Source organism: Prauserella oleivorans (assembly GCF_042685745.1).
GTDB classification, from domain to species: domain Bacteria; phylum Actinomycetota; class Actinomycetes; order Mycobacteriales; family Pseudonocardiaceae; genus Prauserella_A; species Prauserella_A oleivorans.
Genome location: NZ_JBHUNT010000001.1, coordinates 3,582,338 through 3,608,397, shown reverse-complemented (window position 1 = coordinate 3,608,397; position 26,060 = coordinate 3,582,338). Strand labels below are relative to the sequence as shown.

The window sequence follows — 26,060 nt, the reverse complement described above, 5'->3', positions numbered from 1 at the left end:
TCACAACAGCACCTCCGGTATGTCGATGTGCCGGGCGCGTAGCCATTCGCCCAGTGCCTTCGCCTGCGGGTCGAAGCGCGCCTTGGCCGCCACGCCGTCACCGAGGAGTCCCTCGACGACGAAGTTCACCGCCCGCAGCCGGGGCAGCACGTACCGCCTGACGGGCAGCGACGCCGTCTCGGGCAGCAGCCGCTGCAGGGTGCCGGTGGTGAGTGTGTGCACGAGCCAGCGCCAGGCGTCGTCGGACCGCACCCACACGCCGAGGTTGGCGTTGCCGCCCTTGTCCCCGCTGCGTGCTCCGGCGACGAGCCCGAGCGGAACCCGGCGTACCGGGCCGGGCGGCAACGGTTCGGGCAATGGCGGTTCCTCCGGATCGGCGAGCATCCGCGTCTCCCCCGGCGGCGCCACGTCCACCCGGGACCCATCCGGCAGCACGGCGACGTGCGGCACGCCGGCGGCGTCCACGAAGGCCTCCGTGTACACGCCGTACGGCGAGGCGTCCGACGGCGGCGCGGTCACGTGGAAACCGGGATAGCTGGCCAGCGCCAGCTCGATGGCCGCCCCGCTGAAGGCGCGCCCGGCCACGGTCGGGTCGGGGTCCTTGACCGCGCAGTGCAGCAACGCGCTCGCCGTCTCCTCCGTCACGGCGTCCGGGTGGTCGGTGCGCGCCAGGGTCCAGCGCACCTCGGCGGGCGGGTTCTCCTTCAGCGCCTCCTCGACCTGCTCACGCACGAGCGCGGCCTTGGCGTCGATGTCCAGTCCGGTGAGGACGAACGTCACCTCGTTGCGGAAGCCGCCGAGCTTGTTGAGGCACACCTTCACCGTCGGCGGTGGCGGCTCGCCGCGGACGTCGGAGAGCCGCACGCGGTCCGGGCCGTCCTGGGCGAGCTCGATGGTGTCGAAGCGGGCCGTGACGTCCGGGCCGGCGTAGCGGCCGCCGCCGATCTCGTACAGCAGCTGCGCGGTCACCGTGCCGACGTCGACGACGCCGCCGGTGCCCTCGTGCTTGGTGATGACGCTCGACCCGTCGGCGTGGATCTCCGCGACGGGGAAACCGGGTGTGCCGATCGCGTGCTCGGTGAAGAAGGCGTAGTTGCCGCCGGTTGCCTGCGCCCCGCACTCGATGACGTGGCCCGCGGCCACCGCACCCGCCAGCGCGTCGTAGTCGTCCCGAGCCCAGCCGAAGTGCGCGGCGGCCGGGCCGACCACCACGGACGCATCGGTCACGCGGCCGGTGACCACCACGTCCGCGCCCGCGTTCAGGCACTCGGCGATGCCCCACGCGCCGAGGTAGGCGTTCGCGGTGAGCGGTTCGCCGAACCCGAGTTCGCCGGCGCGGGGCAGCAGGTCGTCGCCCTCGACGTGCGCCACGGCGACGTCGATGCCCAGCCGTGTGGCGAGGTCGCGCAGCGCGCCGGCCAGTCCCGCCGGGTTGAGCCCGCCGGCGTTGGCGACGATGCGCACGCCGCGGTCCTTGGCGAGACCGAGGTTCTCCTCCATCTGCCGCAGAAACGTCTTGGCGTAGCCACGCGAGGGATCCTTCAGCCGGTCGCGGCCGAGAATCAGCATGGTGAGCTCGGCGAGGTAGTCGCCGGTGAGCACATCCAGCGGGCCACCGGTGAGCATCTCGCGGACGGCCGAGAACCGGTCGCCGTAGAAGCCGGACGCGTTGCCGATGCGGATCATGTGAACTGACCCGCCTTCCGGCCCGATCCGCCAGGCCCCGCGAACGCCTGGGCGATACCGAGCCACCGCTGGGCGTCGGCACCCGTCGCCCGGACGTCGGTGTCGTCGGGATGGCGGCGCCGCGTGACGATCTGGCAGAAGCCGAGCGCGCTGCCGGTCACGCGCTGCGCGGCGTCCTCCGGGCCGAACGCCCAGGTGGCGCCGTCCGGGGCGGTCAGCTCCACCCGGAACTCGTCACGCGGCGGAGCGACCCCGTTGACGCTGAACGCGAAGTCCCGGGTACGCACGCCGAACCGGGCGATGTGCCGCAGCCGCGCGGTCGGCGTGCGCACGACTCCGAGCGCGTCGGCGACGTCCTGCCCATGGGCCCAGGTCTCCATCATCCGTGCGGTCGCCATCGAGGCGGGGCTCATCGGCGGGCCGTACCACGGCACCTTCTCACCGGTGGGCACCCGGGCGAGCGCCGCGCGCAGCTCGGCCCGGCCCGCGCGCCACGTGCGCAGCAGGTCGGCCGGTGGCAGCGCGGCCCCCTCGGCAGCCCCGGCGTCGACGTAGTGCTCGCCGGCGGCGAGTGCGCGCTTGAGCTCGTCGCCGAACTCGTCGGGGGTGCGCACGGCGATCAGCGCCTTGCCGTCGGTCCAGGCGAGGTGCGCGATCTGGTGGCCGATCGACCAGCCCTCGGCCGGAGTCGCCCGCGCCCACTCAGGGTCTGGCAGACCCGCCACAAGTGCGTCCAGTTCCGCGCTCTCGGCCTCGAGATCGGCCAGGATCTCCGCCAGATCAGCCACGCGGGCACCTCCTTGCGCCGTCTCGAGCAGAGTCGCACCGTGCCCGACCAAAATCAAGCACGCTTGATTGTTTTCTACCTTGTTGGCAGTATGCCAGCAAGTCCCTCGTGCGATACCGTCGCGTCGACGACGACACCGGGAGAACCTTCGTGGGTGACAACGACTACCGCGAGATCACGTACCGCGTCGCCGACCGCACGGCGACGATCGCGCTGAACCGGCCGGAGGCACGCAACGGGTACACGGTCCGGATGGCCGACGAGCTCGCCGACGCCTTCGACCGCGCCGACCACGATCCGGGCGTGCGCGTCGTGGTGCTCACCGCCGAGGGCACCGACTTCTCCGTGGGCGCCGACCTCTCCCAGGGCGGGTTCGACTTCGACGCCGGCGCCGGGCCCGCCCCGGACTGGCAGGAGCCCGCGGGCCGGTGCTCGAAACGGATCTTCACGATGAACAAGCCGGTCATCGCCGCGATCCGCGGCGCGGCGATCGGCGGCGGCATCACCATCACGCTCTCCGCCGACTACCGGCTCGCCTCCACCGACGCCCGCTTCGGGTTCGTGTTCGTCCGCCGCGGCATCTATCCCGAAGGCGCGTCGGCGTGGTTCCTGCCCCGGCTCGTCGGCATGGGCCGCGCGATGGACTGGATGATCAGCGGCCGCGTGTTCGGCGCCGAGGAGGCCCACGCGGCCGGTCTCGTGCACAGCCTCCACGACCCCGACCGGCTGCTCGACGCCGCCTACGAGCTGGCCACCGACCTCGCCGCCAACACCGCGCCCGTGTCGGTGGCCGTCACGCGCCAGCTGCTGTACCGGATGTCGGCGCTCGACTCGCCGTTCCCCGTGCACGAGGTCGACTCCAAACTCATCGCAAGCGTCTCGGGCAACCCGGACGCCGTCGAGGGTGTCCTGTCGTTCCTGCAGAAGCGGCCACCGGAGTTCCGGCTCGACCCCGAGCGCGACCTTCCCGACTTCCTTCCCTGGGTGCAGACATGACCGACATGCCGACTTACCCGCCCGAGCCATGGCACCTCGCGGCGTCCGCGTACCTGTCGATGTGGACAGTGCCGAGGGCTGAGCTGCCCCGCGTGCCGGGCATCGTGGACCCCCTGACGCTGGGCGGTCGGGCCGTCGTGGTCACGGCGTGGTTCGACTACCTCCCGGCCGGGCAGATGTCCTACCACGAGCTTTTGTCCACCGTGGCCATCCACAACGGACTGCGTCCGACCGGGACTATCACCGAGATCTGGGTGGACAGTGCAGCCTCGATGGTGGGCGGCCGCGAGCTGTGGGGAATCCCCAAGGACCTGGCGGACTTCGAGTTCACCTACGGCCGCGGGTTCACGGCGACGGCGGCTACCGGCGACGACTGGATCGCCACCGCCGCGTTCTCCCCGCGTCCCGGACTTCCCGTACGGTTGCCGGCGAACTTCGCGATCTGCCAGGACGTCGGCGGCCGGCGGAAGGTCAGCGCCGTCGAATCGGCGGGCAAGCCGTGCCTAGCCGCGGCGTCGTGGAATATCAACCCGGCCGGTCCGCTCGGCTACCTCGCCGGGCGCCGCCCGATCCTCAGCGCGCATCTGTCGGACGTGCGGATCCGCTTCGGCGCCTGAACTCGCGCGGCGGCACGCCTTTCCAGCGCGTGAACGCGTGGATGAAGCTGGACGCCTCGCTGTAGCCGAGCCGATGGGCGATCTGCTCGACCGACAAGGCCGGGGTGGCGAGCAGGTCCTCGGCGACGGTTTCGCGGACCTCGTCGACGAGCGCGCGGTAACTGGTGCCCTCGGCGGCCAGTTTCCGGCGCAGCGTACGCACCGTCATCGACAACCCGGCCGCGATCTCGTCCATCCCGGTGTGCAGGCCGTCGGCCGCGAGCAGCCGGTCACGCACGCGGCTCGCCACCCCGGTGCGCTCGCGGCGGCGGGCCAGCAGCTCCCGGCACTGCCGCTCGCACAGAGCCAGCGTGTGCTCGCTGGCCTGCGGCATCCTCCGGTCCAGCAGCGCGCGGTCGAAGGTGATCCGCGTGCTGTCGCCGCCGAACCGGGGCCGGACCCCCAGCGCCTCCCGGTACGGGCCCGTGTCGGCGGGTTCCGGCAACCGCAGGGTCACCGCCTCCGGCCGCAGAGCCGCCCCCGCCTGCTCGCGCACGAGCGTGACGATCGCCGCGAGATCCCGGCAGAGCAGGAACGCACGCACGTCGGCGGGCACGTCGTCGTCCCGGCACCGCAGATGCGCCACGTCGCCCTCCACGGACAACTCGGGCACACAGAAGACGTAGGTGAGCTCGACGTAGCGCAGCGCCAGCTCCACCGCGTCGCGCACTGTCGGGCTGCTCGTCACCGCGTAGCCCCAGATGCCGTACGACGTCGCGTGGTAGCGCTGCCCGGCGTGCAGGCCCAGGGGTCCGGCGTCGCGGCCACCGCAGTGCCGGATGAGGTTGCGGACGAGCGCGAGCTCCTGCTGAGCTTCCACCTGCGCCAGCGGATCCCGGATCGTGGCGAGGTCCAGTCCGGTGCCGCTCAGCACCGCCTCGGCGGGCAGCCCGAGCTCGCTCGCGAACTCGGTGAGCAGAGCGACGCTCGCCGCTCCGCGTGGAAAGTCCCAGCCTGCCATCTGTCCGAAAATATCAATATCGTGTCCGCGGCTGTGATGGGCGCCTCGGTCATTGGCCCATACCCTTCCGGCATGACCATTCGCACGACCGCGCTCATCGTCGGAGCTGGGTTCGGCGGAGTCGCGATGGCGATCGAACTGCGCCGCGCCGGCATCCACGACTTCATCGTCCTGGAGAAGGCCCCGAGCCTCGGCGGCGTGTGGCGGGACAACTCCTACCCCGGCGCCGGCTGTGACGTGCCCTCGCCGTTGTACTCGTACTCCTTCGAGCACAACGGCCGCTGGCTACGGCGCTACGCCGAGCAGCCGGACATCCTCGCCTACCTCGAGCGCACGGCACGCAAGCACGGCGTCACCGACCACATCCGGTTCGGGCACGAGGTCGCCTCGGCCGAGTTCGACGACCGCACGGCGCGGTGGCGGGTCCGGACCACCGACGGGCAGGAGTTCGCGACGGTGGCGTTCATTCCCGCGACCGGGCAGCTCTCGCGACCGGCCTACCCGGCCATCCCGGGCATCGACTCGTTCCGCGGCAGGTCGTTCCACTCCGCCGAGTGGGACCACGAGTGCGACCTCGCCGGCAAGCGTGTCGCCGTGGTCGGCACCGGGGCGAGCGCGATCCAGTTCGTGCCCCAGATCCAGCCGAAGGTCGCCAGGCTGACGGTGTTCCAGCGCTCGGCGCAGTACATCATGCCCAAGCGCGACCACGCCTACGACCGCTGGTACCACTGGGTGTTCCGCCAGCTGCCCGTGACGCAAAAGCTGGACCGGCTGGGCTTCTGGCTCTATGCCGAGTTCGCGCAGGAATGCCTGTCCCGGTGGCGTTTTTTCACCCCGCTGTTCCGGCGGCAGGCGGAGAAGCATCTCCGCGAGCAGGTGCCCGATCCGGAACTGCGCCGCAAGCTCACCCCCGACTACGAGCTCGGCTGCAAGCGTGTGCTGTTCAGCAACGACTATCTGCCTGCGCTCACCCGATCCACTGTGGACCTCGTCACCGATCGGATCACCGAGGTGACCCCCACGGGTCTGCGGACCGCCGACGGCACCGACCACGAGGTGGACGTCATCATCTACGGCACCGGCTTCGCGGCGCAGGACCTGCTGGCACCCATGAAGATCCACGGCCTCGGGCACCGGCCGCTCGGCGACGCGTGGAGTGAGGGCGCCCGGGCGCACCTGGGCATCACCGTGCCGGGCTTTCCGAACATGTTCCTGATGTACGGCCCCAACACCAACCTCGGCGGCGGATCGATCATCCACATGCTGGAGAGCCAGGCGCGCTACATTCGCGACGCGGTGACCACGCTCGTCGAGTACCCGGGCCGCTACCTCGACGTGCGGCCGGCGGCCGAGCGAGCCTGGGACGAGGAGATCCAGGGCAGGCTGCAGCGGTCGGTGTGGACACGCTGCCGCAGCTGGTACCGCAACGAACACGGCCGCGTCGTCGCGAACTGGCCGGGCCGGACGTACGAGTACCGCCGCCGCACACGGCGGGTGAACCTCGACGACTTCCGCGTGGGCGCCGTCGGCTGACCGCTCCCCACGGGCGCGGACGGCGGAACGCTCTTGTCTGGCCGCCAACAATGCGGGACCGTGGGAGCAGTCTCGCCGAGGAGATGGTCGCCATGGTGTCAGCCGTCGACAGGATGACCGGATCGCTCCGGGAGCGGATGCCGCCGCTGACGGCGCTGCCCCTCCCCCGCACGCTCGACTCGCGCCTGCTGCGCAAGCAATGGCCGGCCACGGAGCTCGCCGCGCCCCCGCCAGGCAGCGGCCTCGAGCCGGTCCTCGGCGACGCGGGACCACCGATCATCGGGCACACGCTCAAGCAGATGCGCTTCGGCGTCGAGTACGGCCTGCGCCGGTACGAGCGCTACGGGCCGGTGTGGTGGTCCGGTGCGTTCGGCCGGCGCATCGTCACCCTCACCGGCCCGGAGGCCACGCAGGTCGCGCTCGTCAACAGGGACAAGGCGTTCTCCCAGGAGGGCTGGCGGTTCTTCATCGACCGCTTCTTCCACCGCGGCCTGATGCTGCTGGACGTCGGTGAGCACCACACACACCGGCGGATCATGCAGGAGGCGTTCACGCGCGATCGGCTCGTCGGGTACGTCGCGAGCATGGGACCGACGCTGCGGGAGGGCGTGCGCGGGTGGGGCGGGGGCGCCGGCACCCGGCTCTACTGGGCGCTCAAGCAACTCACGCTCGACGTCGCCACGCGGGTGTTCATGGACATGCGCAGCGGCTCCGACGCCCGGCAGATCAACCGCGCCTTCGTCGACTGCGTGCGCGCGGCCACCGCGGTGATCCGGTATCCGGTTCCGGGCGGACGGTGGCGGGCCGGGGTGAAGGGCCGCGCGCTGCTCGAGCGCTACTTCGCCGCCAACCTCCCCGCCAAGCGCGCCGGCGACGGCCGGGACCTCTTCTCCGCGCTGTGCCACGCCACCACCGACGACGGCGAACGCTTCACCGACGCCGACGTCATCAACCACATGATCTTCCTGATGATGGCCGCCCACGACACCACTACGATCACGAGCACGGCCGCGGCCTACTACCTGGCGAAACACCCCGAGTGGCAGGAGCGGGTGCGGGAGGAGTCGCTCGCGCTCGGGGACGAGCTCCCCGACATCGAAGCGCTCGACCGGCTGGAGAGCCTGGAGCTCGTCATCAAGGAGTCGCTGCGGCTGGTCGCACCCGTGCCGAGCATGACCCGGATGGCGGTGAAGGACACCGCCGTCCTCGGCCGCTATATCCCGGCCGGGACGCTGATCGGTGTCAGCCCGTCGATGAACCACTTCGACCCCGACCACTGGACGAACCCGCACACGTTCGACCCGGAACGGTTCGACGCCGACCGCCGCGAGGACAAGTCGCACCGGTACGCGTGGATGCCGTTCGGCGGTGGCGCGCACAAGTGCATCGGCATGCATTTCGGCATGTTCGAGACCAAGGCACTGCTGCACGAGATGCTCCGGACCTACCGCTGGAGCGTGCCCCGCGACTACCGGGTGCGGTGGGACTACGTGTCGCTGCCCGTCCCGGTCGATGGGCTGCCGATGCGACTCGATCGAGTGTGACCACGCACCGTGACGAGTACAGCGAGTAGAACCACCCTTCCAGTCGGTAGACACACCGGGTACTGCATGATGCTGTTGCAGGGCTCTCGGCCGACCCGGCCGTCGCGTGGTGCCCGCGGTTCAGGACGGCCCTGAGCCGGTCTGCGACACATTGTGGAGAGGTGCACTGTGCCGGAACCTGGCGGCACACCAGGACTGGTGGACATCGCCCGCCGCTGGGCGACCCGGCTGGCGGACACCGGCCCGGCCGACCTGCCCGCCGCCGATCTGGAGCGCGCGCTGCTCTCCGTCGCCGAGGAGGCGAGCGAGCACGCCCGCGGCGGGCGCGACTCCGCCATGGCACGCTTCGCCTGCCTCTACGCGGCCATGCCGTGCGGTGTGGTGCTGGCCGGTCCCGACGGCGTCGTCCTCGACGCCAACCCCGCGTTCACCGAGCTCCTCGGCGTCAGCACCCAGGACCTGGCCGGAACCCCGCTGACCGAGCTGGGCGCGGGCGCCCGGGACGTCGAGGCGCTGGACAGCCTGGTGCGCGACCTCGAGCCGGGCACGCGGCCCCGCCGCCGAGAGCAGGTGGAGCTCGGCCGTGGCGAGGACGGGCCGGTGGTCACGAACGTCACCGTCGCCGCGCTGCCCGGCGACCGGCCAGGTGCGGCGTATCCGGTGCTGTTCGCCGAGGACATCAGCGAGCTGAACCTCGTGCGTGAGGCGCTGCGCAAACAGAACGTCCAGGACCCGCTCACCGGACTGCCCAACACCAAGAGCTTCGTCGCCAAGCTCGAGGCCTGCCTGGCCGCACCCGGCGACGACCGGATCGCGCTGATCTACCTCGACATCGACGGGTTCAAGGTCGTCAATGACGGACTCGGCCCCGGCGCCGGTGACGAGGTGCTGCGGCACGTCGCCCGCAAGCTCGAGACGGTGTTCGCCGAGGAGGAGGCGTTCCTCGCCCGGCTGTCCGGGGACGGCTTCGCCGTGCTGATGCGCGGCAGGCTCGACACCGCCCACGTCATCGACCTCGTCGAGTACGCCATGAGCGAGCTGGCCGAGCCCGTCTACATCGACGACCGGGGTGTGGGCGTGAACGTCAGCGTCGGCATCGTCGTGCAGGAGGCGCGGGGCCACAGTCAGGAGGACCTGCGGCGCGCCGCGGAGATCACGCTCCACCGGGCCAAGGAAGCGGGCCGCGCGCAGTGGATGCTGTTCGAGGAGGAGCTCGACTGCCACGACCGCCGCCGGTACGGCATCGGGGCGGTCATCGGGGGCGGCCTCGAGAACGGCCAGTTCGACGTGGAGTACCAGCCGACCGTGAAGCTCGACGGCAGCGGCGAGATCGCCGTCGTCAACGCGGTGCTGCGCTGGGATCACCCGGAACACGGCCGGCTCAAGGACGAGGAGTTCTACCCGCTGGCCGACACCACCGGAATGACGCCCAGCCTCGGCCGGTGGCTGCTCACCAAGTCGATGTCGGACGCCGCCCAGTGGTACCACGAGTTCCCCGCGGCTCCGGACCTGTGCGTCAAGCTGCCGACCAGGCTGGCCATCGACCCGAACCTGGTCGGCACCATCCGCGACGAGCTGGAGCGCACCAGCCTGCCGCCGCGGAAGCTGCGGATCTGCACCGACAGCCGGACCTTGTTCGACCCGCGCGGCGAGGTGCCGGAGACCCTGTCCGTGCTCGCCGACCTCGACGTGAAGATCACCCTGGCGATCTCGGGCGCCTCCGACCTGGAGCTCGTCCACACGTACAAGTTGCCGGTCGGCTTCGCGATCCTGTCCGGACCACTCGTCGGGGCGCTCGCGAGCGAGGGACCCGATGCGGACAACGCCCGCAGGCACCTGTCCGTGCTGCTGGAACGCGCCCGGGAGCTCGGCATCAACCGGATCGGCGCCGAAGGCGTGCACAGCGCCGAGCACGCCGAGCGGTTGCGCCGGATCGGCATCGTCGCGGGCCGCGGGAGGATCTACGGCGGCTCGGCAAGCGCGGAGGAGATCCGCTCGCTGATCCGGCCGTCCCGCTGAGCGTGCGTACGATCACCGCATGAAACAGGGAGATCTCGCGCCGGATTTCACGCTGCCCGACCAGACCGGAAAGCCTCGCAGGCTGACCGAGTTCCTCGGCGCGGGGCCCGTGGTGCTGTTCTTCTACCCCGCGGCGATGACGCCGGGGTGCACCGCCGAGTCGTGCCACTTCCGCGATCTGGCCGCCGAGTTCGCGGCCGTGGGCGCCCAGCGCGTCGGCGTCAGCCCGGACCCGGTGGGCAAGCAGCAGACCTTCGCCGAGGCCCATCGGCTCGACTTCCCGCTGCTGTCGGACGCCGACGGCGCGGTGGCCCGGCAGTTCGGAGTCCGCAGACCGTTCGGCCCGCTGCTGACCAAGCGGCACACGTTCGTGATCGGCACCGACCGCACCGTGCTCTCCGTCATCAAAAGCGAACTGCGGATGGCCGTCCACGCCGACAAGGCACTCGAGGTCCTGCGCGAGCGCGCCTGAGCCGTCGCCGCCCGGCGGGCGCGTACCGGCCGGGCGGCGAGCAGGCCGCTACTCGACGATGACGCTGTCCGGCACGGGCGTGTCGTTGCGCAGGGCGTCGAAGAGGACCTCGGTCTTCTCCTCGTCCCATTCCTCGGCCGACGACGACGTCGTGGGCATCGTCGTGGTCACCACGCCGCCGCTGGAGATGCCGCGCATGGCCCACGCGAGCCCGACGAGGTTGTGCAGGTGGTCGCCGGTGTCGATGGTGAGCGCGTCCGGCGCCTCGGCCAGCAGTGGGACCACGTCGAACGGGTTGAGCAGCGTGGACGGGCTGGCCATCTGGCTGACCATCTCGCCGATGAACCTGCGCTGGTTGGCGACGCGGTCGAGGTCCGACCGGGGTGTCGCGTCGCTGTACCGCATGCGGACGAACCCGAGCGCCTGCGCGCCGTCGAGGGTCTGCCTGCCGGCGGGGATGGTGATGCCGGTCTTGCTGTCCCGCATCTCCTGCGGGATGTCCATCTCCACGCCGCCCATGGCGTCGACGATGTTGGCGAACCCGCCGAAGCCGATCTCGGCGTAGTGGTCGATCCGCAGCCCCGTGGCCTGCTCCACGGTCTGGGCCAACAGCGGCGCCCCGCCCAGCGAGAACGCCGAGTTGATCTTGCCCGAGCCGTGGCCGGGGATCTCGACGACGGAGTCCCGCGGCAGGCTCAGCAGCGTCGGCGCCGTGTCGTTGTCCGGGATGTGGGCGAGCATAATCGTGTCGGTCCGCTGGCCACCGGTGTCACCGGTGACGAGCTTCTCCTGCTGCTCGGCGTCGAGCCCGGCGCGCGAGTCGGAGCCCACGATGAGCCAGTTGGTGCCCTCCGCGGCGGCGGGCCTGCCCTCGTAGTCCTCGAGCGCGTCGATGCGGTTGATCGAGAACTCCAGGTACAGCCACACCGCGCCGAGCAGCAGCACGAAGACCAGGAACAGGGACATCACGACGCGGCCGAAGGACCAGCGCCGACGCCGCGGCGGACGCTCGGGCGGCATCCTGCGATCCCGTGGCGGCTGGTGGGGCGGCGGCTGGTGGGGCGGCGGCGCGACCCGGGTGTGCTCCATCGGCGGCCGCCGACGGGCCTGGTCGCTGCCCGGCAGCGGCAGCATCTGAGCCCGCTGGTGCTCCCGAGGGCCCCGTGGTGGCCTGCGACCTCCGGGCGGAGGCTGCTGGCCGCCGTAGTGCCCGCCATACGTCATGGCCGTCTCCCGATCCGTGTCGTCGGCGCCTGCGTGCGGCACCCACTAAACCGCACGCCCCCGAGATATGGACGCACGGTCCCCCGATCGGTTGTGTACGACACGCCGGGATCCGCACGTCACAGCCGCGTGCGCAGCCTGTGGGGATTCCGCTCACACCAGGCGTGGTCCAGATCTCCGTCCCGGCCGGGCAGGTCCAGTCCCCGTGCGGCGGTGTCGAGCACGAGCCGGTTCCACACGGCGGGCCTGCGCACCATCGCGTGGCTCTCGCCGGCCACCTCGACGCGCGCTAGCCGGCCTGCCGTTGCCTCCGCCCGGGTCGCGTAGCGGTACGAGGCCTTCGGGCTCGTCACCCGGTCGTGGGTGCCGTGCGCCACGAGCACAGTCCGGTCGCGGACCGGTTCCACCGGCTCGTCCTCGGGTGTCCACGGAGCCAGCGCGCACACCGCGGTCACGTCGGGATCGTCGGCGACCCGCAGGGCGACGCGGCCACCCATCGAGTGCCCCACCAGCAACACCGGCAGGCTCGGCCGCTCGGCCCGCACCCGGCGCAGCGCCCACCGCGCGTCCTGCACCGCGGGCAGCGTCGGCTCGTTCCAGCCGCGGACCCGGTTGCGCAGCAGCCGCACCTCCAGGCCGTGCCCGCCGTAGGCGGCGCCCAGCGCCCGCGCGAACGGCACCATGCGCAGGTAGGCGAGCCGCCAGGGCGGCACGGCGTCGAGGCCGTGCTCGGCGCCGCCGTGCAGGAGGAGCGCCACCGCCCGCGGCGGCATCCGGGGACGGCGGATGGCGAGCACCGGTTCGTCGCGCACCCGGATCCCCCTCACGCCGCGGTGGCCGGTTCCTCGTCCTGGAACTGCGTACGGTACAGCTCGTCGTACCGGCCGCCCGCCGCGAGCAGCTCGTCGTGCGTGCCCTCCTCGACGACCCGGCCGCCCTCCACCACCAGAATCCGGTCGGCGGCCCGGATGGTGGACAGCCGGTGCGCGATGACGAGCGCGGTGCGGCCCTCCAGGGCGTCGCTGAGCGCCTCGGAGACGGCGACCTCGGACTCGGAGTCCAGGTGGGCGGTGGCCTCGTCCAGCACCACCACGCGGGGCTGGGCGAGCAGCAGGCGGGCGATCGTCAGCCGTTGCCGCTCACCACCGGAGAGCCGGTAGCCCCGCTCGCCGACCACCGTGTCGAGCCCGTCCGGCAACGACCGCACGAGCCGGTCCAGCCGGGCCCCCTCGAGCGCGTGCCAGATCTCGGGCTCGGTGACGCCCGGCCGCACGTACGCGAGGTTCGCGCGGATCGTGTCGTGGAATAGATGCCCGTCCTGAGTGACGACGCCGACGGTCGCCTTGAGCGTGTCGAACCCGAGGTCGCGCACGTCGACGCCGGAGAGCCGGACGGCCCCGGAGTCGACGTCGTAGAGCCGCGGCACCAGCGAGGCGATGGTGGACTTCCCCGCGCCGGACGACCCGACGAGGGCCACCATCTGCCCGGGCTCGGCGCGGAAACTGATGCCGTGCAGCACCTCCTCGCCACCGCGGTGATCGAGGGTCGCGACCTCCTCGAGCGAGGCCAGCGAGTACGCCTCCGGCGCCGGGTAGGCGAAGTGGACGTCGGCGAACTCCACGGACACCCCGCCTGCCGGCAACGGCGTCGGGGCCGGCTTCTCCTTGATCATCGGGTCGAGGTCGAGCACCTCGAAGACCCGTTCGAAGGACACCAGCGCGGTCATCACGTCGACGCGGACGTTCGCGAGCGCGGTCAGCGGCGTGTACAGCCGGGTGAGCAGCAGCGCCAGGGCGACCACGGTGCCCGGAGCGAGGTCACCGCGCAGGGCGAGCCAGCCGCCGAGGCCGTACACGAGTGCCTGGGCCAGCGCGGACACCAGCGTCAGGCTGGTCATGAACCAGCGCGTCAGCATCGCGGTCCGGACCCCGATGTCGCGCACGCGGCCCGCCCGGGCACCGAACTCGTCGGCCTCGTGGCGCGGCCTGCCGAACAGCTTGACCAGGGTGGCGCCGGGAGCGGAGAAGCGTTCGGTCATCTGTGTCGTCATCGACGCGTTCAGCTCCGCCGACTCCCGCTGCAGGTCGGCCATCTTCCTGCCGATGCGGCGGGCGGGCAGCACGAAGATCGGCAGCAGGACGAGCGCGAGCAGCGTGACCTGCCAGGACAGGGTCACCATGACGGCCAGCGAGAGCACCAGCTGGATCACGTTCGTGACCAGGCCGGACAGGGTGGCCGTGAAGGTCCGCTGGGCACCGATGACGTCGTTGTTGAGCCTGCTCACCAGCGCACCGGTGCGGGTGCGGGTGAAGAACGCGATCGGCATCCGCTGCACATGCTCGAACACGGCCCGGCGCAGGTCGTAGATCAGCCCCTCCCCGATCCGCGCGGACTGCCAGCGTTCGGCGAGGCCGAGCGCGGCGTCGGCGATCGCGAGGCCCGCGATGGCCAGCGCGAGCCAGACCACGATCGACAGCGTCCCGCCGCCGACGATCTCGTCGACGACGCGGCCCGCCAGCAGTGGCGTGCTCACGGCGAGCACGGCGGAGATCACCGTCAGGCCGAGGAAGATCGCCAGCCGCGCCCAGTGCGGCCGCGCGAACCGCGCGACGCGGCGCACGGTCCCCTTCCGGAGTCCCTTCGGGGCGTCGGCCGCTCGCATGGCCCCGCCCAGCAGCGCCCACGTGTTGTCCATGCCGACCCCGCCCCTTCCCGCAAACCTCGACATTAATCGAGCTTTTCCCGAGATATGTCCTGCACAACACCGTCTCTCTCAAGATCATTCCCGATCCCTCGGCCCGATTCGCCCGGTCGTCTCCGCCCACGCCGCCGCATCCCCTAATCTGACCACCCATGGGGAGTCGGGCCGTCCCGGGCTGGATCCGCGCGAGCTGGTCGGAACGGCCACTGCGCCTCGATCTCGTTTTCTACCTGCTGTGCACGGCCTACGCCGTCGCACTGGCACTCACCGACAAGCACTACGGCTTCCGGATCTGGGCGAACTTCGCCATCGCCGGGTACGGCCTCGCACTGGCTCACACGTGCTGGCTGCAGCTCACGCCACGCCGTGGCGGCGGCTGGTGGCGATCCCGCTGGACCGGCGTCGGCCTGGTCGCCGTGATCGGCATGCTGCTGCCGCTGGGGACGTTGCTCGTCCGCAGGCTCACCGGCGTCGACTGGCTGGACACGCCGTGGTCGTGGAGCGCGCAACCCGAGGTGTGGGTCATCGAGCGCTCGGCGAGCACCCTGCTGGACCACGGCACCCCCTACGCCGACCTCGCGGCGCTCGGCAGGCCGCCCGTGGTCAACGACTACACGCCCTACGGACCCGTGATGCCGGTGTTCGGCCTGCCGAGGGCGGTGTTCGGCGGCACGCCGATGACCGACGTGCTCACCGACGCGCGGCTTTACTTCGCGCTGACCGCGGTGCTGTGCGCGTGGGGGTCTCTGCGCCTCCTCGGCAGGCCACACGTGCCCGTGCGCGCCGCGCAACTCGCCGCGGTGTTCCCGCTGACCGCGCTGACGTGGGCGACCGCGGGCCCGGACCTGGCTATCGTGGGCCTGCTCGTGCTCGGCTGCACGCTGGCCGCCACCGACCGGCCCGCGCTCTCGGGCCTCGTGCTGGCTCTGGTCACCAGCGCGAAGCTCATCGTGCTGCCGGCCGCCGTCGTGGTGGGCGTGCTGCTGCTGGCCAGGCTCGGGCGCGCCGCACTGGCACGGTTCGTCCTGGTGTTCCTGGCCGTGTGCGCGACGGTGAACGTCCCGGTGCTCCTCGTGCAGCCCCGGGCGTTCGTCGAGCACGTGCTGAAGTTCCCGGCGGGGCTCGGGGCGGTGACATCACCTGCCGCGAGCCCACTGCCGGGACACCTCATCGCCGCCACCGGAGGCGTCGGCAAAGCGATCGCCTTCGTCCTGCTCGGTGCCGCGGCACTCGCGATCGCGGTGTGGCTGGTCCGGCGTCCGCCCCTCGACGGTGCGCAGGCCATGCTGCGCATCGCCGTCGGTCTGGGCGCGTTCACATTGCTCACACCGGCCACGCGATTCGGCTATCTGGTTTATCCGGTCGTCCTGCTCGGCGCGATGTTGTGTGTGCCGAGCGGGCAAACGACTCGTCCCGTCGGCGCGGCACCCACCTCCATCACCGCGCGAGGGACCACGCCCCTTACTTCTTCTTGACGCGCGTCGCTCCGCCCCGGCCACGCAGCTGCACTCCGGATTCGGAGAGCACCCGGTGGACGAAACCGTAGGAACGGCCGGTCGACTCCGCCAACGAGCGAATGCTCGCCCCCTTCTCGTATTTCTTCTTCAGATCGGCGGCCAGCTTGTCGCGCGTGTTTCCGGTGATGCGCGCACCCTTCTTCAGGTCTGCCACGTCAATCCACCTTCCGCCCGTAGTGTTTCGGGCCACATTCGACCCCTGCCGCCGCAATGATCGAACACCAACCGTCGGAATGCCAGACGAGAGCCGAAAAACCTGGCCGAAGTCCGCCGATATTGCGCCGATCCAGTGTTTACCGAACATCAACTAACGAAGCGGCGCACTATTTGGCAACGGGCCAACTGGATGCGAATGGCGTTACGCGAGCTGGACCAGCTCGAGATAGTCGGCCGACCAATGATCCTCGGTGCCGTCCGGCAGCAGGATCACACGTTCTGGCTCCAGCGCCTCGACCGCGCCCGGGTCGTGGGTCACGAGGACAACGGCGCCGGTGTAACTGCGCAGCGCGTCGAGCACCTGTTCCCGGCTCGCGGGGTCGAGGTTGTTCGTGGGCTCGTCGAGCAGCAGGACGTTGGCGGCGCTGGACACCAGGCCCGCCAGGGCGAGCCGCGTCTTCTCGCCACCGGACAGCGTTCCCGCCGGCTGCTCGAGCTGCTCGCCGGAGAAGAGGAACGAACCGAGCAGGTTCCGCAGCTCCTGGGCACCGGTGTCGGGAGCGAGGTGGCGGATGTTCTCCCACACCGTCGCGTCGTGATCCAGGGTCTCGTGCTCCTGTGCGTAGTAGCCGAGCCGCAGGCCGTGCCCCGCGACGACCCGCCCGGTGTCCGGCTTCTCCATACCCCCGAGCAGCCGCAGCAGCGTCGTCTTGCCCGCGCCGTTCAGCCCCAGCACGACGACCTTGGAGCCACGGTCGATCGCGAGGTCGACACCGGTGAAGATCTCCAGCGAACCGTACGACTTGGACAGTCCCTCCGCGGTGAGCGGGGTCCTGCCGCACGGCGCGGGAGCCGGGAACTTGATCTTCGCGACCCGGTCGGCCTGCCGTTCGTCGTCGAGCTCGGCCAGCATCTGCTCGGCCCGGCGTGCCATGTTCTTCGCCGCGACGGCCTTGGTGGCCTTCGCGCCGAGCTTGGCGGCCTGCTGCTGCAACGCCGAGGCCTTCTTCTCGGCGTTGGCGCGTTCCCGGCGGCGGCGCTTCTCGTCGGTCGCGCGCGCCTCGAGGTAGCGCTTCCAGTTCATGTTGTAGCTGTCGAGCTCGCCACGCGTGGCGTCGAGGAACCACACCTTGTTGACGACCTCGTCGAGCAGCTCGACGTCGTGGCTGATCACCACGAGCCCGCCCTCGTGGGCCTTGAGAAACCCGCGCAGCCAGCTGATCGAGTCGGCGTCCAGGTGGTTGGTGGGCTCGTCCAGCAGCAGGATCGTGCCGGATTTGCCGCCCGCACCCGCCTCCGAGGCGGCGAAGAGGATGCGGGCCAGCTCCACCCGCCGCCGCTGGCCACCGGAGAGCGTGCCCAGCCGCTGCCCGAGCACCCGATCCTCCAGCCCGAGGTTGGCGCAGATCCGGGCGGCCTCGCTCTCCGCGGCGTAGCCGCCGAGCGCGGAGAACCGCTCCTCGAGCCTGCCGTAGCGGCGCACCGCGCGGTCGCGCTCGGTGTCGTCGACGAGCTCCGACATCGCGGTCTGCGCCTTCTCCATGTCGCGCACGAGGGTGTCCAGCCCGCGGGCCGACAGCACGCGGTCCTTGGCGGTCACCGACAGGTCCCCCTCGCGGGGGTCCTGCGGGAGATAGCCGATCTCCCCGCTGTGCCGGACGTCACCGGCGTAGGGCTCGCCCTCGCCCGCGAGGACCTTGAGCGTGGTCGTCTTGCCCGCGCCGTTGCGGCCGACGAGGCCGATGCGGTCGCCGGGCTGCACACGCAACGTCGTGTCGGCGAGCAGAATACGCGAACCCGCGCGAAGTTCGAGGCCACTGGCCGTGATCAACAGAAGTCTCCGTGGCGTAGAAGCGGAACTGGACAGCGTGCGGAGCCCGCTCGGGCGGGCTGGCTACTCCAGGCGAACGACCACGGCACCCAGTGTACGGACCGGCGTCCAGCGGTTTTCCGCGCCGGTGACCCGGGTCACCGGACCACGATCTCCACGGCACGGGCCCGCTCGGCCGCCTCGTCCAGCACCGCCCGCCGCGGCTCGCCGACGTCGAGCACCCGGGGGCGGCGAGCGCGAACACCGCGTCCAGCCGGCGATCGGCGCGCAGCTCGTCGAGCGCGCGCCGGTCCCCGCCGAGCACCACACCGTCCAGTTCGGACGCCCGGGCGCCGAGTATCTCCGCGGCGTCGTCAGCGGCCGCCCGCAATGCCTGCCGGGCCTGGCCCTCGCGGCGGCGGGCGAAGCGCTGCTGCGACCATCCGCCCGCGGCGCTGCGCCCGTGTACCAGGTGGCGGTCGGTGCGGGACACCACCACCCGGCCCTGCTCCGCGACCCCGACGCTGTGCGCGCCCAGCCGGAGCAAGAGCAAGCCCACGCGGCGGGGCCGGCCGGCGTGCCGGGCGAGCGCCGCGATGTCCAGTCCGTCGCGCAACCCCTCGGCGTCCAGCGGCGGGAACGGGACCGTGACCGTCGCCGTCGTGCCGTTGCCGCCGGTCACCACGACCTCGTCCGGACCGAGTCGGGTGCTCGTAACGCCGTCGTTGCGCTCGGCGAACCTGGCGAACCAGCGCTCCAGCCGCTCCGGTTCGACCTCCACGGCGACGCCACCGCCGCTGACCCGCCGGGGTCTCGTGCTCACAGGACGAACGACTCCGACCATGGCTGCGTCGCACGGCCGGTGATGGCGTCGAGCATGACGGCGGCCTGCCGGTCGGTCAGCGAGGCCACGAAGTCGATCACCGCCCGGCCGCGGGCCAGCGCTCGCACGGCGTCCCGCCCGTGGACCGGCTCCCCCGTCGCGCCCACCAGAAGCTCCGGCGAGCGCTCCGCGAGCACCGAGTACTGCGACCGGGCGAGCGTGACCAGGTCGTGCAGCCTACGCGGGAGCCTGCGCGCCTCGTCCCGGTCGGTGAGCCACTCGTCGAGCGCGTCGACGAGATCGCTGAGCATGCTCGCCTGGCCCCGCTGGTGCAGCGCCAGGTCGGGACGCTGCAGCACGAACCGGCGGTGGACGAACTTGAGCACCTGCACCTCGTGCCACTGCGCGGGCCGCAGGGTGACGTGGCCGGTGCGGGTGGGCGGGGACGGCGTCACGAGCACGCCGTCGACCAGCCGCGCCGTCCAGCGGGCGGAGAACGCCGCCATCGCCTGCTCGGCCTCGATCGAGCCGTCGAACGGGATGGCCAGCAGGTCGTCGACCAGCTCCGCCCGCACCCGCGCGACCGCGTGGGCGAACGCGTCGTCGTCGACGACCCAGGAGTCCTTGGCGTGCATGCGCCTGCGCAGGTATTCGAGCGAGCGGCCGGGGTTGCGGTGCTCGTCCTGCAGCGCGGCCGTCGGCAGCTCGGCGAGCTCACCGACGTGGGCGAGCCACTGGCCGAGCTCGGTGGCGACCGCCGCGTGCTGGAGCACGCCGATGCGGTGAAAGTCCTGGATGTCGTGGATCGCGTAGGCGATGTCGTCGGCCATGTCCATCACCGACGCCTCGACCGTCTGCTGCCAGCGCTCGACCCGGCCGGCGAACGGCCCGCGCGCGTGCTCGACGTCGTCGAGCTCGGTGGAGTAGGCCGAGAACTTCGCCGAGCCCGTCCCGGGTGCGTCCTCGGGCTCGGCCGCTCCGCGCGGCGGCACGCGGAGGGTGGCCGGGTGCGGGTCCGGATAGTGCAGGCGCGCCCACGGATACTTGAGCAGCGCGGCGCGGGTCGCGGCGGTGAGGTTGAGCCCGTGCGGCGTCGGGCCGCCCGCCTCGGTGGTGGTCACGATCCGGAACGTCTGGGCGTTGCCCTCGAAGCCGTCGGCGAGGCCGTACCGGTGGCGGGCGATGCGGTCGAGCACCTGCTCGCCGAGGTGCCCGAACGGCGGGTGCCCGAGGTCGTGCCCGAGGGCGGCGGCCTCGGCGACGTCGGGGTCGCAGCCGCCGAGCTTCTCGACCAGGGCACGCGTGTCCTCGGTCGCGGTGATCCGCTCGGCGATCGCCCTGGCGACCTGCGCGACCTTGAGGCTGTGGGTGAGCCGGTTGTGCAGCAGGCCGGAGCCGCCCGCGCTCACGACCTGGGTCACGCCACCGAGCCTGGCGAAGAACGGCGACGCCGCGATCCGGTCGCGGTCGAGCCGGAACGGGCTGCTGATCAGGTCCGCGAAGCCGGCGGCCTCGGCTTCCTCGTCTCGCCGCCGGGCGCGGGGATCGGACTGATCTGCCATGCGCACAACCGTACGTGACCGGCTGCCCCCGGCGGGGCGCGTTCCGTCCCACCCGCCTGCCGGGTGTGATGGGATCGGGTCATGGCGCAGGTGGTGGTGCTCGGCGGCGGACCCGCCGGCCGGGCGCTCGCGGCCGCGTGCGCCCGCGAGCGCCTCGGCACGGTGCTCGTCGATCCCGATCCCGGCCGACCGTGGCAGCCGACGTACGCGCTGTGGCGGGACGAGGTCCCCGACCTGCCCGCGGACGCCGTCGCGGCGAGCCCGGCGGTCACTCTGGCCTGCGGGACCACGCTGGACCGCGAGTACGTGGTGCTCGACAACGCGGGGCTGCGCCGTCTGCTGACCGACGATCGCGTCGACGTGGTCGCCGGCCACGCCACGGACGTCGCCCACGGGCCGCACGGCGCGCTGGTCCGGCTCGGGGACGGGCGTGCGCTCGACGCGGAGGTCGTGGTGGACGCCCGTGGGGCGACACCCGGTGGTACCGAGCAGACCGCGTACGGAGTCGTGCTTGCCGCGGGCACGGCGGCGGCGCTCGTGCCGGCGGGCGGCGCCGTGTTCATGGACTGGCGTCGAGCCACCCCGCGCGATCCGAGCTTTCTGTACGCCGTGCCGCTCGGCGGCGATCGTGTCCTCGTGGAGGAGACCTCGCTCGCCCGTCGTCCCGGGCTTGCGCTGCCGGTGCTGGCCGAACGCCTGCACAGCCGGCTCGCGGCCGCCGGCATCGACGCGGCGGGGGCACCGGTGGAGCGGGTGCGCATCCGCCTCGACGTACCGCTGCCCGCCCCGGGGCTGACGGTCGCCTTCGGTACGCGGGCGGCGCTCACGCATCCGGCGACCGGGTTCAGCGTGGCGACGTCCTTGCGGCTCGCGCCCCGGGTCGCGGCCGCACTCGCCGACGGCCTCCGCCACAGCCCGCGCCGCGCGGTGCTGCTGGCGCGGCGGGCGGTGTGGTCGCCGCGGGCGCTCGCCGTGCACGCGTTCCGGCGCTACGCACTCCGCGCCCTCACCCGCATTCCCGGCGGGGAGGTTCCGGCGTTCTTCGAGCTGTTCTTCGCCCAGCCTGCTGACAAGCAGCGGGCGTTCACGTCAGGCCGCGAGGACATCGCCGGCACGACGGGCGCGATGGCGGCCCTGTTCGCCTCCGCGCCGTGGCGGCTACGCGCCGGCCTCGTGGGGTGAGACGAAACCGGACTCGCAGGGCCCAGATCACCGCCCGGGTGCGGTCCCGGGCACCGAGCTTCGCCAGCACGGTGGCGACGTGGGTCTCCACCATCCGCACGCGCAGGTGCAGACGGGCCGCGATTTCCGCATTGGACAGTCCGGTCGCCCTGAGACGCGGCGCGTGCGGCTCGCGCTCCGGCAACCCTGCGCCGGTGAGCCCACGTGAACGGCCGGGGGCGCGCCGGCGCGGCGAGCCTGCGGATCACGGCCGGGACCAGCAGCGACTCCCCCGCCGCCACCGTGCGAACGGCCGCGACGAGCGTTTCAGCAGAAACCGCGCGCGCCCGCCCGCAGCATCTCGTCGACGGAGTCCTTCTCGAACGTCGTGACGGCGACGATCCTCGCGGGCCGACCGATGTGGACACGAGGTGTTCGGTGGCCCGGATGCCGTCCACGGCGGGCATCGGGGCATCCATGGGCACCACGCCCAGCAGTAGGTTCGCCACCAGCCCTGGCACCCCCGCGCCGTCGGCGGCCTCGCCCACCACTCGCAGTCCGGTTCGGACTCGAGGATGGCCCGCAGCCCGGTGCGCACGAGCTGCTCGTCGTCCACCCCCGGCATCCGGATCACCGCTCGCTCCCTCGTCCACCGGTGGGCAACCGCAACCTCCCAAGTCCGACCCGGACCGGCCGGCGGCCAGGCTGGCGCCGAGGAGCTCGACCCGCTCGGCGACGCCCCGGAGCCCACGGCCTCCGCCACCCACATGGCGCGGCGGCCGGTCGCCGATCAGGTTGCGCACTGTGATCATCCGCTCGCCCTCCGCGGTCCCGCCACGTACGGCCACCGGGACGTTGGGCCGATGGCGAACGCGGGTGAACGCAAACCGTGACGGCGATCACGGGCGACACCGCAAGCACCGGGCTCAGCACGCCGAGCAGGCCGCCGACCCAGCACGGGGCACACGACGAGCTACACCCACCGGTTGTACGTGGTGCGGGCCCAGCACGGGAGAGGTCACTCGCCGAATCACCTTGCGTGATCATCGCAAACACCGCAGTCCGTCACCTCTTTCGACAACGAGAGGCATCCCAGGGGGTGCGGTATAGACCGTTATACACAACGCAGCGCATCCGCAGTGGACGGTGTGCGGTGCCGAATTCGGCTCCATGCCGCCAGCCGCCACTGAATCGACTGAGCAGCCAGTCGAGCGCAAGGACATTCTCGTTGGCACGCAAGGATAAGCCGCCTCTGTGCGCCGGTCATGGTTGCGATAATCGCAAGTCGAGGCTACGGTGCTCTGCCATGGACGAGGCAGCCGAGCTCCGGAAGCGGATTCGCAGCCTCATTCCGGCCAGGCCCGGAGCGCAACGCGAGTTCGCCGCGGCCATCGGGCTCGACGAGACGAAGCTGTCCAAGTCCTTGAAGGGCACCCGGCGTTTCTCGCCCCATGAACTGGTCCGGATCGCGGAGTACTCGGGGGTCACGGTCAACTGGCTGCTGAACGGCAGCGACGACGCCGCGACGGTCACGGCCGTGCCCGCGCCGACGGCCCGGTCGCGCAGCCCGCTGGCCGAGGGACCGCCGGACGAGCCGCGCAGGCGCATCCTGGAGACGGCGTGGAAGCTCATCGCCGAGCGCGGCTATCACCGGGTCCGGATCGCCGACATCGCCCGGGAATGCGGCACGAGCACGGCAGCCATCCACTACCACTTCCCCACCAAGGACGACGTGCTCACCGAGGCCTTGCGGCGCAACGTCAAGCTCGCGTTCGACCGCCAGGTGGCCGAGCTGCACGCCATCGACAACGCCCACGAGCGCCTGGTCCGGCTCGTCGAACTCCAGCTGCCCACACCCGGCCTGCTGCGCGACGAGTGGTCGGTGTGGCTGCAGGTGTGGAACGAGAGCACGCTCAACCCGGCCATGCGGGCCCTGTACTGGGACTCCTACGACCGATGGTTCCGCACCATCGCCATGACCATCCGACGTGGACAAGAGCAGGGAGTGTTCCGCGAGCAGGATCCCGACCACATCACCACGCAGCTCAGCGCCTTGATCGACGGTCTCGGCATCCAGGTGCTCACCGGGAAACCGGGAAGCTCGGTGTCGCAGATGCGGACGCTGCTGCGCGACTTCATCGACCGCAACATCGTCGAAAGGTGAGCATGAACGACGACGTCATCATCACGTGTGCGCTGACCGGCGCGGGCGACACCGTCGGCAAGAGTGAGCACGTCCCCGTCACTCCGGAACAGATCGCCGCGTCGGCCGTCGAGGCGGCCAACGCGGGCGCCGCGGTCGTCCACATCCACGTCCGCGACATCGAGACCGGACAGGGATCACGCGACGTCGCACTGTACCGCGAGGTCGTCCGCCGCGTCCGCGACAGCGGGGTCGACGTCGTGCTCAACCTCACCGCGGGCATGGGTGGCGACCTGGTACTCGACGAGGAAGACCCGCTCAAACCCGTCGACGGCACCGACTTGGTCAACGCCCACGGCCGGCTGCCCCACGTCGAGGAGTTGCTGCCCGACATCTGCACGCTCGACTGCGGATCACTGAACTTCGGCGAGGGACACCAGCTGTACGTGTCCACACCGGACATGCTGCGTGCCGGAGCCAAGCGCATCCAGGAACTCGGTGTGAAGCCCGAACTGGAGATCTTCGACACCGGACAGCTGTGGTTCGCGACCAAGCTGATCGACGAGGGCCTCATCGACGCCCCGCCGCTGTTCCAGCTGTGCATGGGCATCCCCTACGGTGCCCCCGCCAACCCCGCACTGCTGCAGACCATGGTCAACATGTTGCCGGACGGCGCCCAGTGGGCCTCCTTCGCGATCGGCCGCAACCAGCTGCCGTGGGTGGCGCACTCGGTGCTCCTGGGCGGCCACGTCCGCGTCGGGCTCGAGGACAACCTGTATCTCGCGAAAGGCGTCAAGGCCACCAACGGCCAGCTCGTGGAGCGGGCGGTCCGGATCGTCGAGGATCTCGGCGCGAGGGTCGCCTCACCCGCCACCGCGCGCAGGTTGCTCGGCCTCAAGGAGGGCGACCGTGCCTGAACCCGCTGAGGTGACCACGGTCGCCTGCGTCGGCGCCGGCGTGATCGGCGGCGGATGGGCGGCACACTTCCTCGCCCGCGGCTATCACGTGCGCGCGTGGGATCCCGCCCCGGGAGCCGGCGACCGGCTCAGGCGGCTGGTCGACGCCGCCTGGCCCGCGCTCACCGAGCTCGGCCTCGCCGAGGGCGCCTCCCCCGACAACCTCACCGTGCTCCCCGCACTCGCCGACGCCGTGGCGGACGCCGGATTCGTGCAGGAGAGCGCCCCGGAGAACCTCGCCGTCAAGCGGGCCCTGCTGGCCGACATCGACGCCGTCGCCCCGCCCGGTGTCGTCGTGGCCTCGTCGACGTCGGGCTTTCCCATGAGCGACATGCAGGTGGACGCCGCCCGCCCGGGGCGCCTCGTGGTCGGCCACCCCTTCAACCCGCCCTACCTCATTCCGCTCGTCGAGGTCGTCGGCGGCGACAAGACCGAGCAGTGGGCCGTGGACTGGGCGAGCACGTTCTACCGGCACGTCGGCAAGTCGGTGATCACGATGGACCGGGAACTGCCCGGGTTCATCGCCAACCGGCTGCAGGAGGCTCTGTGGCGGGAGGCGCTGCACATGGTGGCCGCCGGCGAGGCCACCGTCGAGCAGATCGACACCGCCATCACCGAGGGACCCGGGCTGCGCTGGCCGGTCCACGGGCCGTGCCTGACGTTCCACCTCGCCGGCGGCGAGGGCGGCATGGCGCACATGCTCGACCACTTCGGACCGTCACTGAAGGCGCCGTGGACGCGGCTCGACGCACCCGAGCTCACCCGCGAATTGCGGGACGGCATGGTGTCCGGCTGCGAGTCCGAAGCGGACGGACGGTCGATCGCGGAATTGGTGGCCGAACGGGACCGCGCGATCATCGCCGTCCAGCGTGCCGTCCACGCCAGCCGGGGCGGGCAACGGTGACGCAAGCCCTGGAGTACCACGACACCGTCCGTCCCGAGTGGATCGACTACAACGGCCACCTCAGCGAACCGTTCTACGTCATGGTGTTCGGTTTCGCCACCGACCACCTCATGGACGCGGTGGGCCTGGACGCGCGCTACCGGAACAGTACCGGGTGCTCGCTCTACACCGTCGAGGCCCACGTGCGCTATCTCCGCGAGGTCGGGCCCGACACCCCGCTGCGCGTCACCACCGGGGTGCTCTCGGTGGCCCGGCGCACGGTGCGGTTCTGTCACGAGATGTACGCCGAGGGCACACTCGTCGCCACGGAGGAACTGCTGGCCGTGCATGTCGCGCGGGCCAGGGCGGCGCCGTTCCCGGAGGCGGTCGCCGAGCGGCTGCGAAGACACCTGCGGCCGGCTCCCGACTATGCCGGTCGCGCCATCTCCTGACCCTCCTCTCCCAACACC

Annotated in this window: 22 protein-coding genes and 1 pseudogene; 12 read left to right on the top strand and 11 right to left on the bottom strand. The window is 71.6% G+C overall.

Going from position 1 to position 26,060, the window contains the following annotated elements:
- Positions 1-1,686 carry an acyclic terpene utilization AtuA family protein gene (locus tag ACFSZT_RS17655; RefSeq protein ID WP_377388644.1) on the bottom strand — a complete coding sequence of 562 codons (1,686 nt, stop codon included), beginning with the start codon at positions 1,684-1,686 and terminating at the stop codon, positions 1-3.
- Positions 1,683-2,474, bottom strand: a complete 792-nt coding sequence (locus ACFSZT_RS17650) for a TIGR03084 family metal-binding protein (protein ID WP_377388646.1) — start codon at positions 2,472-2,474, stop codon at positions 1,683-1,685. Before ACFSZT_RS17650 ends, ACFSZT_RS17655 begins: the two co-directional genes overlap by 4 nt.
- A 149-nt stretch (positions 2,475-2,623) precedes the next feature.
- On the opposite strand from ACFSZT_RS17650, the gene ACFSZT_RS17645 reads away from it, so the two are divergent.
- Together ACFSZT_RS17645 and ACFSZT_RS17640 are read left to right on the top strand one after the other, a co-directional pair.
- Entirely contained in the window at positions 2,624-3,469 is an 846-nt protein-coding gene (locus ACFSZT_RS17645) for an enoyl-CoA hydratase-related protein (RefSeq protein WP_377388648.1), read from the top strand.
- A gap of 5 nt (positions 3,470-3,474) precedes the next feature.
- Positions 3,475-4,086, top strand: coding sequence for an acetoacetate decarboxylase family protein (locus tag ACFSZT_RS17640; protein WP_377389027.1), 612 nt, complete (start codon positions 3,475-3,477; stop codon positions 4,084-4,086).
- Here the strand turns inward: ACFSZT_RS17640 and ACFSZT_RS17635 are convergent.
- A complete protein-coding gene (locus ACFSZT_RS17635; RefSeq protein ID WP_377388650.1) occupies positions 4,043-5,086 on the bottom strand; it encodes an AraC family transcriptional regulator in 1,044 nt (347 codons plus the stop codon). The genes ACFSZT_RS17640 and ACFSZT_RS17635 overlap by 44 nt on opposite strands.
- A 72-nt stretch (positions 5,087-5,158) precedes the next feature.
- Between ACFSZT_RS17635 and ACFSZT_RS17630 the strand changes: the two genes are divergently transcribed.
- The 4 genes from ACFSZT_RS17630 to ACFSZT_RS17615 all read left to right on the top strand — a co-directional run bounded on the left by ACFSZT_RS17630 (position 5,159) and on the right by ACFSZT_RS17615 (position 10,654).
- Positions 5,159-6,619: a flavin-containing monooxygenase gene (locus ACFSZT_RS17630; RefSeq protein ID WP_377388652.1), complete on the top strand. Its 1,461-nt coding sequence runs from the start codon at positions 5,159-5,161 to the stop codon at positions 6,617-6,619.
- A 92-nt stretch (positions 6,620-6,711) separates the two neighbouring features.
- A complete protein-coding gene (locus tag ACFSZT_RS17625; RefSeq protein WP_377388654.1) occupies positions 6,712-8,163 on the top strand; it encodes a cytochrome P450 in 1,452 nt (483 codons plus the stop codon).
- Between the two features lie 168 nt (positions 8,164-8,331).
- Positions 8,332-10,182 (top strand): diguanylate cyclase domain-containing protein, encoded by a 1,851-nt coding sequence (locus tag ACFSZT_RS17620; protein WP_377388656.1) that lies wholly within the window; start codon positions 8,332-8,334, stop codon positions 10,180-10,182.
- A gap of 19 nt (positions 10,183-10,201) precedes the next feature.
- Positions 10,202-10,654 (top strand): peroxiredoxin, encoded by a 453-nt coding sequence (locus ACFSZT_RS17615; protein ID WP_377388658.1) that lies wholly within the window; start codon positions 10,202-10,204, stop codon positions 10,652-10,654.
- A 48-nt stretch (positions 10,655-10,702) separates the two neighbouring features.
- Here ACFSZT_RS17615 and ACFSZT_RS17610 read toward each other — a convergent pair whose 3' ends face one another.
- The 3 genes from ACFSZT_RS17610 to ACFSZT_RS17600 all read right to left on the bottom strand — a co-directional run bounded on the left by ACFSZT_RS17610 (position 10,703) and on the right by ACFSZT_RS17600 (position 14,573).
- On the bottom strand, positions 10,703-11,878 hold the full coding sequence (locus ACFSZT_RS17610) for an LCP family protein (protein WP_377389029.1): 1,176 nt from the start codon (positions 11,876-11,878) through the stop codon (positions 10,703-10,705).
- 119 nt (positions 11,879-11,997) lie between these two features.
- Complete coding sequence (locus ACFSZT_RS17605) at positions 11,998-12,651, bottom strand: alpha/beta hydrolase (RefSeq protein ID WP_377389031.1); 654 nt, start codon at positions 12,649-12,651, stop codon at positions 11,998-12,000.
- A 50-nt stretch (positions 12,652-12,701) separates the two neighbouring features.
- Positions 12,702-14,573 carry an ABC transporter ATP-binding protein gene (locus ACFSZT_RS17600; protein WP_377388660.1) on the bottom strand — a complete coding sequence of 624 codons (1,872 nt, stop codon included), beginning with the start codon at positions 14,571-14,573 and terminating at the stop codon, positions 12,702-12,704.
- A 158-nt stretch (positions 14,574-14,731) separates the two neighbouring features.
- On the opposite strand from ACFSZT_RS17600, the gene ACFSZT_RS17595 reads away from it, so the two are divergent.
- Positions 14,732-16,054, top strand: coding sequence for a glycosyltransferase 87 family protein (locus tag ACFSZT_RS17595; protein ID WP_377388662.1), 1,323 nt, complete (start codon positions 14,732-14,734; stop codon positions 16,052-16,054).
- Here ACFSZT_RS17595 and ACFSZT_RS17590 read toward each other — a convergent pair.
- The 4 genes and pseudogenes from ACFSZT_RS17590 to ACFSZT_RS17575 all read right to left on the bottom strand — a co-directional run bounded on the left by ACFSZT_RS17590 (position 16,041) and on the right by ACFSZT_RS17575 (position 20,447).
- Positions 16,041-16,250, bottom strand: a complete 210-nt coding sequence (locus ACFSZT_RS17590) for a helix-turn-helix domain-containing protein (RefSeq protein WP_110339417.1) — start codon at positions 16,248-16,250, stop codon at positions 16,041-16,043. The genes ACFSZT_RS17595 and ACFSZT_RS17590 overlap by 14 nt on opposite strands.
- Positions 16,251-16,454: 204 nt before the next feature.
- Positions 16,455-18,083 (bottom strand): ABC-F family ATP-binding cassette domain-containing protein, encoded by a 1,629-nt coding sequence (locus ACFSZT_RS17585; protein WP_377388664.1) that lies wholly within the window; start codon positions 18,081-18,083, stop codon positions 16,455-16,457.
- A 137-nt stretch (positions 18,084-18,220) separates the two neighbouring features.
- Positions 18,221-18,906 (bottom strand): annotated as a pseudogene (locus tag ACFSZT_RS17580) (acVLRF1 family peptidyl-tRNA hydrolase).
- Entirely contained in the window at positions 18,882-20,447 is a 1,566-nt protein-coding gene (locus ACFSZT_RS17575) for a deoxyguanosinetriphosphate triphosphohydrolase family protein (protein WP_377388666.1), read from the bottom strand. Before ACFSZT_RS17575 ends, ACFSZT_RS17580 begins: the two are co-directional and overlap by 25 nt.
- A gap of 81 nt (positions 20,448-20,528) precedes the next feature.
- On the opposite strand from ACFSZT_RS17575, the gene ACFSZT_RS17570 reads away from it, so the two are divergent.
- Complete coding sequence (locus tag ACFSZT_RS17570; RefSeq protein WP_377388668.1) at positions 20,529-21,629, top strand: lycopene cyclase family protein; 1,101 nt, start codon at positions 20,529-20,531, stop codon at positions 21,627-21,629.
- On the opposite strand, the gene ACFSZT_RS17565 is transcribed toward ACFSZT_RS17570, so the two are convergent.
- Positions 21,532-21,813 carry a response regulator transcription factor gene (locus tag ACFSZT_RS17565; RefSeq protein WP_377388670.1) on the bottom strand — a complete coding sequence of 94 codons (282 nt, stop codon included), beginning with the start codon at positions 21,811-21,813 and terminating at the stop codon, positions 21,532-21,534. The genes ACFSZT_RS17570 and ACFSZT_RS17565 overlap by 98 nt on opposite strands.
- Before the next feature lie 1,101 nt (positions 21,814-22,914).
- Here ACFSZT_RS17565 and ACFSZT_RS17560 point away from each other — a divergent pair.
- The 4 genes from ACFSZT_RS17560 to ACFSZT_RS17545 are packed head-to-tail and all read left to right on the top strand — an operon-like array spanning position 22,915 to position 26,042.
- Positions 22,915-23,772, top strand: a complete 858-nt coding sequence (locus ACFSZT_RS17560; RefSeq protein ID WP_377388672.1) for a TetR family transcriptional regulator C-terminal domain-containing protein — start codon at positions 22,915-22,917, stop codon at positions 23,770-23,772.
- A gap of 2 nt (positions 23,773-23,774) precedes the next feature.
- Positions 23,775-24,668 (top strand): BKACE family enzyme, encoded by an 894-nt coding sequence (locus ACFSZT_RS17555; RefSeq protein WP_377389033.1) that lies wholly within the window; start codon positions 23,775-23,777, stop codon positions 24,666-24,668.
- Complete coding sequence (locus tag ACFSZT_RS17550; protein WP_377388674.1) at positions 24,661-25,611, top strand: 3-hydroxyacyl-CoA dehydrogenase NAD-binding domain-containing protein; 951 nt, start codon at positions 24,661-24,663, stop codon at positions 25,609-25,611. Before ACFSZT_RS17555 ends, ACFSZT_RS17550 begins: the two co-directional genes overlap by 8 nt.
- Positions 25,608-26,042: a thioesterase family protein gene (locus tag ACFSZT_RS17545; protein ID WP_377388676.1), complete on the top strand. Its 435-nt coding sequence runs from the start codon at positions 25,608-25,610 to the stop codon at positions 26,040-26,042. Before ACFSZT_RS17550 ends, ACFSZT_RS17545 begins: the two co-directional genes overlap by 4 nt.
- The last annotated feature ends 18 nt before the right edge of the window (positions 26,043-26,060 follow it).